Raw genomic sequence first — 5,967 nt, forward strand, 5'->3', positions numbered from 1 at the left:
GGGGGTGGGGCGTGGGCTCCGGTATTTTCGGCGTCCAATAACTGGTTGGTTACAGCGTGTTTGCGCCGGTGACGCTTTTGTGGGGTGGTGAATGTGCACTGACCGTGATGCGGCGGACACGGCGGTGGACTTGTGTGGGGTCTGAGCAATGCACTACGCATGTGCACCGCGGCTCTCCGGCTTCCCCTCACCGGATGAATACGGTCCGGTACGCAGAGCCCTGGAAGGTGATGGACGTGGACCCCCAGAAACTCAAGGACAATTTCGCGCTGGTGGGCGTGAACGGCGTCGACGTCGCGGAATATTTCTACGCCGACCTTTTCGCGCGTGAACCGCAGCTCAGGTCGATGTTCCCGGCGGCGATGGCCAAGCAGCACGAGGTACTGCTCGCCGCGCTGTCCCAGATCGTCTCGTCCGTCGACGACACCGACGCGCTCATCCCGTTCCTGCAGGACCTCGGCCGGCGCCACCACGGCTTCGGCGTCCTCGGCGACCACTACGCCCCGGTGGGCGCCAGCCTCCTGGCGACCCTCGCCTACTTCAGCGGCCCCGAATGGAACGCGGACCTCGAACGCGACTGGGCGGCCGCCTACGGCCTGGTCGCCAAGGTCATGACGGAGGCCGCGGCCGAGCCCGTCTCCTGAACCGGCCCCGGCTCCGCCGATATGGACGCACAACGCCTGAAAGCCAGCTTCGACCACGTCGCCGAGCAGGGCGACGCGGTCGCGCTGTTCTTCTACTCCGACCTCTTCGTCCGCAACCCGCACCTGCGCGACATGTTCCCGATCGGGATGAGCGGCCAGCGCGACAAGCTGCTGCGCGCCCTCGGGCACATCGTCTCCCAGGTCGACGATCTGCCCGGCCTCGTCCCGTTCCTCCAGCAGCTCGGCCGCGACCACCGCAAATTCGGGATCGTCGCCGAGCACTACCCGCACGTCGGCGCCAGCCTCCTGGCGACACTGCGGCACTTCTGCGGTTCCTCCTGGACGGAGGACGTCGAGGCCGACTGGAACGCCGCCTACAGCCTGGTCGCCAAGGTCATGCTGGAGGCCGCCGACGAGAACGCCCTCAGCAGCCCCCCGTGGTGGAACGGCCAGGTCATCGCCGTCGAGCGGCGCCGGTTCGACATCTGCGTCCTGCGCGTCCAGCCCGACCGGCCGCTGCCCTATCTCCCCGGGCAGTCGGTGGCGCTGGAGGTGCCGTCGCGCCTGCGGCACTGGCGGTACTACTCGATGGCCAACGCCCCGCGCCCCGACCATACGGTGGACTTCCACGTCCGGCTCGTGGACGGCGGCCCCGTGAGCCCCGTCCTGGTGCGCGGCACGGAGACCGGCGACCGGGTCCGGATGGGCGCGCCCATCGGCACGCTCACGCTGGACGAGGCATCCGGACGGGACGTGCTGCTCGTCGCGGGCAGCACCGGCCTGGCCCCGCTCAAGTCGATCCTGGAGCAGATCTCGCGCCGCTCCGTCCCTCCGCGCGTGCACCTGTTCTTCGGCGCCCGCACCACGGACGGCCTGTACGACCTTGAACACCTGGCCAAGCTGGCCGGCGAGTTCCCCTGGCTCACCGTCGTGCCCGCCGTGTCGGACGAGTCCGGCGGCCACGGCTTCTCCGCCCTGCTCCGGTCGGGGCATGCGGCGGGCGACGGCGAGGTCGAGCACGGGAACCTGTCGGACGTCGTGGCCAGGCACGGTCCATGGGACGGTCACGACGCCTACGTGTGCGGGCCGTCCGGGATGGTCGGGCACACCGTCGAGCAGCTCATGCGGCTCGGCGTCCCCCGTGATCGCATCAGGCTGGAAACCTTCGCAGACGCACAGAGGTGAGCGCGTTGAACTCCCCGAATCTTCCCGTCGTCTCCGAGGGCTCGCGGCTGACCCCCGGTGAGCTGCAGTCGGTGGTCTTCGCCCGCGCCGCCCTCGGCCGCCGCGGGTACGACGAGGAGCAGGTCCGCAACTTCCTGTCCTACGTCGAGCGGGAACTCGTCCAGATCTTCAACGACAAGGCCGCCCTCGCCAACGAGGTCGACCGGCTTCGCTCGCAGGCGGCCAAGGGCTCACCCGGCGTGATGGCGCCCGAGGACGCCCACTTCCAGGCCGTCCGGATCCTGTCGCAGGCCCAGCAGACCGCCGACCTGTACGTGGCGGACGCCGAGCGCTACACCCGCGAGCTGGCCCACGAGGCCAGGCTGCACCGGGAGGCGATCCTGTCCGACGCCAAGGGGCGCGCCGAACACCTGCTGGAGGACGCCCACCGCAAGGCCGCCGCGGTCGCCGACGCGGCCGTCCGCAACGCCGAGCAGGCCGCGCCTCCGCCCGTCGTCCGCGCGGAGTCCCTGCCGGACGACGAGCGCCGCTCGATGGAGCGCGAGATCGCCTACCTGCGCACCTACAGCGACGTCTACCGCACCCATCTCCGCTCCTACCTGGAGGCGCTCCTCCGGAACGTCGACGACTGGGAGAACTCCGAACGCGCCTCCCTGCCGCACTGATCTGCAGTGCCCTTGGCGGTCGGGCCCTGGGGCCCTCCCTTCGGCGGGCACTGCGTGCGATCGCTGCATCGCTCCGAACTCGCCTTGGCGGCTCGCTTCGCGATCAGGTTTCTCGCGAGCTCGAAACCTGCCTTCGGACGCGATCGCAGTGGTTCGGTTGTCGCGGGGTTGCTGTGGTGGCTGAAGTCGTCGTGTTCGGTTGTTGCGGTGTGTTGATCGCTGAGGGGGTTCCAGGGGGCTGGTCCGTGGGGTAGGGAGTCTCTGGAAAACTGGGGGCGCTATGGAATATCTGATCGTCATCGCCGCGCTGGCCGCCGTCGCACTGGTCGTCGGCGGCGTCATGCTGCTGCGGCCCGGTCGCGGAAGGCCGCGTCCGCCCGCTGAGCGACCCGCGGAACGGGTGGGGGGTGCGACCGACGCCGACGAGGCGGGCGGCGGCGCCACCACCATCGAGAAGGCGCCGCCGACGGAGGTGCCGCCGCCGCGGCCCACGGTGGAGATCGAGAAGCCGCCGCCCGGCGCGGGGCGGCTGGTGCGGCTGCGCGCCCGGCTCGCCCGCTCCCAGAACACCTTCGGCAAGACCCTCCTCGGCCTGCTGTCGCGCGAGACCCTCGACGACGACGCCTGGGAGGAGATCGAGGACACCCTCATCACCGCCGACATGGGCGCCGCCGTGGCCCGCCAGGTCACCGACGACCTGCGGACGCGGGTCCAGGTCCTCGGCACCCGGAGCGTGGACGAGGTCCGCGAGCTGCTCAAGGAGGAGCTCGTCAAGCAGATCGGCCCGGACCTGGACCGCTCCCTGCAGACCGAGACCGCCGGAGACCGCCCCGCGGTGATGATGGTCGTGGGCGTCAACGGCACCGGCAAGACCACCACCTGCGGCAAGCTCGGCCGCGTCCTCGTCGGCGACGGCAGGACCGTGCTCCTCGGCGCGGCCGACACCTTCCGCGCCGCCGCCGCCGACCAGCTGGAGACGTGGGGCAACCGGGTCGGGGCGCAGGTCGTCCGCAAGGAGGAGGGCGCCGATCCCGCCAGCGTCGCGTTCGACGCGGTCAAGCAGGGCATCGACACCAAGGTCGACGTGGTGATCGTCGACACCGCCGGGCGCCTGCACACCAAGACCGGGCTGATGGACGAGCTGGGCAAGGTCAAGCGCGTCGTGGAGAAGCAGGCCACGGTCGACGAGGTCCTGCTCGTCCTGGACGCGACGACCGGGCAGAACGGCATGCAGCAGGCCCGCGTCTTCGCCGAGGTCGTCAACGTCACGGGCGTCGTGCTGACCAAGCTGGACGGCACGGCGAAGGGCGGCATCGTCGTCCAGGTGCAGCGCGAGCTCGGCGTCCCGGTCAAGCTGGTGGGGCTGGGCGAGGGGCCGGACGATCTGGCGCCCTTCGAGCCCGAGGCCTTCGTCGACGCGATCCTAGGAGACTGACAAATCGGACCAATTCATGCCGAAATATGGCATGTGAGGTTTTGGAAACAGCGGTGAAACACCCCGGGGTCGGTTTTCACACCGGGGAAACGTAAGAGCCCCTCAGGTGAAACGGCCGCGCCGGAGTCTCTGAGCAGTCACGTTCCCCGGCGAGGAGGGACTCTCTCAGAGATGAAGATCGATAGCGGTAACACCGCGTGGATCCTGACGAGCGCGGCGCTCGTCCTGCTGATGACACCGGGCCTGGCCTTCTTCTACGGAGGGATGAGCCGGGCCAAGAGCGTGCTCAACATGATGATGATGAGCTTCGTCAGCATCGCCGTCGTCGGCATGGCGTGGGTCGTCTACGGCTGGTCCCTCGCCTTCACCTCCGGGGGCGGGCTCAGCTCGTTCATCGGCGGGTTCAGCGAATGGGGGCTGGTCGGCCTGGAGACGGCGGCCACCGCCGACGACGGCACCGGCATCCCGCAGCTGGTGTTCGTGGCCTTCCAGGCGACGTTCGCGATCATCACCGTCGCGCTCATCAGCGGCGCCGTCGCGGACCGTGCCAAGTTCGGGGCCTGGGTCGTGTTCACCCTGGTCTGGGTGACGCTCGTGTACTTCCCGATCGCCCACTGGGTCTGGTGGTCGGACGGCGAGGAGGGCGGTAAGGCAGGCTGGATCTTCGAACTCGGCGCCCTCGACTTCGCGGGCGGCACGGTCGTCCACATCAACGCGGGCATCGCGGCACTCGCCCTCGTGCTCGTCCTCGGCCGGCGCAAGGGCTGGCCGAAGGAGCCGATGCGCCCGCACAACCTGCCGTTCGTCCTCCTCGGCGCCGGTCTCCTGTGGTTCGGCTGGTTCGGGTTCAACGCCGGCTCCGCCGGGGCGGCCAACGAGATCGCGGCGATCTCGTTCGTCAACACGATCGCCGCGACCTGCGCCGCCGCGTTCGCCTGGATCGTCGTCGAGAAGCTGCGGGACGGCTCGTCCACCACGCTCGGCCTCGCGTCGGGCATCGTCGCCGGCCTGGTCGCCATCACGCCGGCCTGCGCGTTCGTCACCCCGCTCGGCGCCATCGCCATCGGCCTCATCGCCGGCGCCGTCTGCGCGTTCGCGGTCTCGCTCAAGTACAAGCTCGGCTACGACGACGCCCTCGACGTGGTCGGCGTCCACCTCGTCGGCGGCATCGTCGGCGCCCTGCTCATCGGATTCCTGGCCACCACGGCCGTCAACGACGGCGGGGCCGACGGCCTGCTCGCCGGCGGCGGCCTCTCGCTGCTCGGCAAGCAGGCGGTGGCCGTCCTGGCGACCCTCGCCTACTCGTTCGTGGTGACCTACGTGATCGCCAAGATCATCGACCTGGTCATGGGCTTCCGGGTCAGCGAGGACGACGAGGCCGCCGGAATCGACAGCACGGCGCACGCCGAGACCGCCTACGACTTCGGCACCATCCGGACGGGAGCGGGTTCCGGCGCCACCCTGGCCTCGGCCGCCGCGCCCGCACCGGCTGCCGAGGCCGGGGCGAACTCGGAGGGCACGGCCAAGAAGGTGGAGGCGTAAGCGATGAAGCTCATCACGGCGGTCATCAAGCCGTTCAAGCTGGACGAGGTCAAGAAGGCCCTGGAGACCTTCGGGGTCAGGGGCCTGACCGTCAGCGAGGCCAGCGGCTACGGCCGGCAGAAGGGCCACACCGAGGTCTACCGGGGCGCCGAGTACCAGGTCGACCTGGTGCCCAAGCTGCGCGTCGAGATCCTCGTCGACTCCGAGGACGCCGACGACATCATCGACGTCATCGTCAAGGCGGCCCGCACCGACAAGATCGGCGACGGAAAGGTCTGGGCCGTCCCGGTCGACACCGTCGTCCGCGTCCGCACCGGCGAGACCGGCCCGGAAGCCCTCTAGGCGCCCCGGTGTCCCTTCCGACCCCGCCCACCGGACGCGACCACCCTGCCGGACCGGGTCCCCGGGGGAAGCCGGGCCCGCCTGCCGAGCCGGAACTCCTCCGCGCCCCAGGCGAGCCCGGCGAACCAGGCGGGCTTAGCGAGCCGGGTGCGCC

General features: G+C 70.2%; 6 protein-coding genes. All 6 read left to right on the forward strand.

The window, feature by feature from the left end:
• The first annotated feature begins 236 nt into the window (after window positions 1–236).
• The 6 genes from E1281_RS36200 to E1281_RS36225 all read left to right on the forward strand — a co-directional run bounded on the left by E1281_RS36200 (window position 237) and on the right by E1281_RS36225 (window position 5,813).
• Window positions 237–644 carry a globin domain-containing protein gene (locus E1281_RS36200; protein WP_165959257.1) on the forward strand — a complete coding sequence of 136 codons (408 nt, stop codon included), beginning with the start codon at window positions 237–239 and terminating at the stop codon, window positions 642–644.
• Window positions 645–665: 21 nt separating this feature from the next.
• Window positions 666–1,829 (forward strand): globin domain-containing protein, encoded by a 1,164-nt coding sequence (locus E1281_RS36205; protein ID WP_131884214.1) that lies wholly within the window; start codon window positions 666–668, stop codon window positions 1,827–1,829.
• A gap of 5 nt (window positions 1,830–1,834) precedes the next feature.
• Entirely contained in the window at window positions 1,835–2,494 is a 660-nt protein-coding gene (locus E1281_RS36210) for a DivIVA domain-containing protein (protein ID WP_165959258.1), read from the forward strand.
• A gap of 280 nt (window positions 2,495–2,774) precedes the next feature.
• Window positions 2,775–3,929 (forward strand): signal recognition particle-docking protein FtsY, encoded by a 1,155-nt coding sequence (gene ftsY, locus E1281_RS36215; RefSeq protein ID WP_131884216.1) that lies wholly within the window; start codon window positions 2,775–2,777, stop codon window positions 3,927–3,929.
• A 171-nt stretch (window positions 3,930–4,100) separates the two neighbouring features.
• Window positions 4,101–5,471 (forward strand): ammonium transporter, encoded by a 1,371-nt coding sequence (locus E1281_RS36220; protein WP_131884217.1) that lies wholly within the window; start codon window positions 4,101–4,103, stop codon window positions 5,469–5,471.
• Window positions 5,472–5,474: 3 nt separating this feature from the next.
• Complete coding sequence (locus tag E1281_RS36225) at window positions 5,475–5,813, forward strand: P-II family nitrogen regulator (RefSeq protein ID WP_131884218.1); 339 nt, start codon at window positions 5,475–5,477, stop codon at window positions 5,811–5,813.
• Window positions 5,814–5,967: the final 154 nt, after the last annotated feature.

This window comes from Actinomadura sp. KC345, from assembly GCF_004348515.1.
GTDB lineage: Bacteria > Actinomycetota > Actinomycetes > Streptosporangiales > Streptosporangiaceae > Spirillospora.